Raw genomic sequence first — 2,712 nt, 5'->3', positions numbered from 1 at the left:
ATAAAATTTTATTATATTTCAATATGTTAACTTTTATCAAGTTTCCAAAAAAAACAACCTATATCAAAATACAACCTGTAAACTCAACTAATGCTATATGTTTTGTAGGGGTTTTGGGGGTTTGAGAAACCTTCAAAACCTATAAGTAATATAAGAAAATGAATATACATAATCCTCTTTAAACAAAGCTTTTGAAAACAATAAAGCTATCATTTTAGATTACGGTATAATCTTTTAAAGGCAATGTAAAAAAAATCTAATTCTATTTAAGAGTGGATTTCTTAAAAGTCTTAAAGCAATCCAAATAAGAGTATCTAAAAGTGCAAATGGTTTCTTTTTAGAATAACGCATGATAAATTATTCCTTTTAAGATTATAGGTAATCAACTCACAAGATGATACGTTTAAAGAATTTACAAAAGTCCATTAAAGAGATCTTGATAACGTAATTATTTCCTATCTTAGTTTATCTCATAACAGATGATAAAATAGACTGTTAGTTAAACTAATACATAAGCGGCTTTAATAAGATTGGCATGCCCATTATGTGAGCATGCTTTATAAGTTATTCAGTTTCTCTTATTTCTAATTTTGGTAAGTTTTTTACGATTTTCATTGTTTCTAAACTTACGGTAATAACCCTTTGAAACAATTCTAGAGGGTAGGCAGGGTTGCCAACGGTTTCAACAGCATAGCGATTGGCATCATTGACAATACCACTCTTTTTATCAGTCTTAACGCATTGACGCCCCATAACCCATTCAAGAGCAGGCTTGCCATTGACGATATACTCATAAGCTTCAAGAGGGATATCTGTTATGGTAATATTGCTATTGTAAATAACAGTCGATTTATCCTTTTCCTTACTATTCTTAATTTTTGCGAATTTCATTTCAGTCACATAATAGAATTTTTCGAGATTAGAGATTTCTGTCTGTTTTGGATTACCCTTTTTAAAGATCACGGGATAAGGCTCTACATCTTCATAATTCACGTGCAAATGACCTAGTTCACGTCCTGCTGTTACAAATTTCCAAAAGTCATCAGCACTCTTTACACACGGGATACGAGGCAATTCTTTAGAGAGGTTATCAGCATAACTGGCACGATAATCTTCCGAATGAAGTATACCGTAAACATAATAGAATAGATCATCCTTAGTGATTTTTTCATTAGGATAAGCTGCTTTAAAATGTGCTAATCCTTCATCAGTTATGGCATCATGCCTCTGTAAACCAACAGTTTTGTTTTCCTCTATAGAGTCTGTAAATAAAAGGGTTTGTTTCTCACTTTTACTTTTTGAAACCGTAGCATCTTCATAGATATATCTTGGAAAGCATTGACTATTCTCCATCACTTGAAATTCAGGCACATTCTTAGTCATAATAACAGAAAAATCTTTCTTTGCTCCCGTACCTGTAATTTGTATTACTCTATTTTCAACCGCTTGCCCCATTGGAAATATACATGGAATTTGGGCAACCATTTCATTAAAGGCACGATTGTAATAGAGCCATTGTTGTGTAAAAGGACGATATAGGCTTTGAATAAGGCATGTATCTTCAAATTCAAAAATCTTTCCTTTAGTTAAATGTTTCTTAAGATTAATACTCCAACTAATTTTGCTTTCATCGGCATTAACAAAATTATCTACAGTTTTAGTACGTGTTTTACCGTTATCATGTGTATAAACACCATTAAAACGCTCCACTTCACTATTGTAGAAAGTAATCATATTACTCATATTCTTCGCGAGAGTTTCATTGCTTGCATTGTATGCCCAAGCATCACGATTGGTTTTTAGACCACAAGAATAAATCTCAAACAGTTTTTTACTATGAGGTTTCTTATCACCTAAAGCTAGGAATGTCTTGAAACTGTCATCACGTTGACCAAGCCAATCATTATGCTTATCCGGTATAATTATTTGCCAACCTTGTTTGCTCTGTGTAATACCATCAATGCTACCAAATTTTTTAATTGTCTTAAGCTTTTTTTCTCTTGTGAGATAATCTCCAATATCACGGAAATATATTTTCCCACGCTGTTGAGATTCTGGATTTTTTATGAGAATAGAGATAGCTATGGGAGCCCGTGATCCAGAACCAAAAATCTTACCACCTTCTTTTCGCGAAAGTTCTCCAGAGGTTCGTTGATTACCCCGTAAATGGAAAATATAAAGGCTGCTAAATTCCTTAACGAGGCATTTTCTTAAACCATTTAAAGAACATGCATTAATAAACCCTGCGTTTGTCACAAAACCAATAATACCACAATCTTTTATACGGTCACTAGCCCATCGAATTGCTCGTATATAGCTATCATAAAGTGCTTGCATATTGATTGATTCAGATTGAGCAGCATAAGTTTCACTGATACGATTATCTAATATGGGATAAGGGGTATTCTTCGCATTATCATTAGCACTTTTTTGACCAGTTGAATAAGGCGGGTTGCCGAAGATAACTTCGATAGTCAAATTTTTCTGATGTTCCAAATATTCACTGTTTTCTTTGAGTATACCTTCCATAAGATCTTGTTTTTCAATCATTCGAAACGTATCAGTCAAACCAATATGCTTGAAAGGGATATAATTTCCTTTCATAAGACCATGATAGGTTGCTTCGATATTAATGGCTGCTATGTAATAGGCTAGCAAGACAATCTCATTTGCGTGGATATCATAACGGTATTTATATTCCATATCCTCTGG

At 33.2% G+C, this 2,712-nt stretch carries 1 protein-coding gene; it reads right to left on the bottom strand.

The window, feature by feature from the left end:
• Nucleotides 1–564 precede the first annotated feature (564 nt).
• Nucleotides 565–2,712 (bottom strand): type ISP restriction/modification enzyme (locus ACFINH_RS09380; protein ID WP_375632870.1); only part of this gene is annotated, 2,148 nt, incomplete at its 5' end.

The sequence above is a fragment of the Bartonella sp. AA74HLJMH genome, from assembly GCF_042197045.1.
GTDB lineage: Bacteria > Pseudomonadota > Alphaproteobacteria > Rhizobiales > Rhizobiaceae > Bartonella.
Note: the sequence above shows the minus strand (reverse complement) of the source record. Positions and strands in the feature narration are given on the sequence as shown.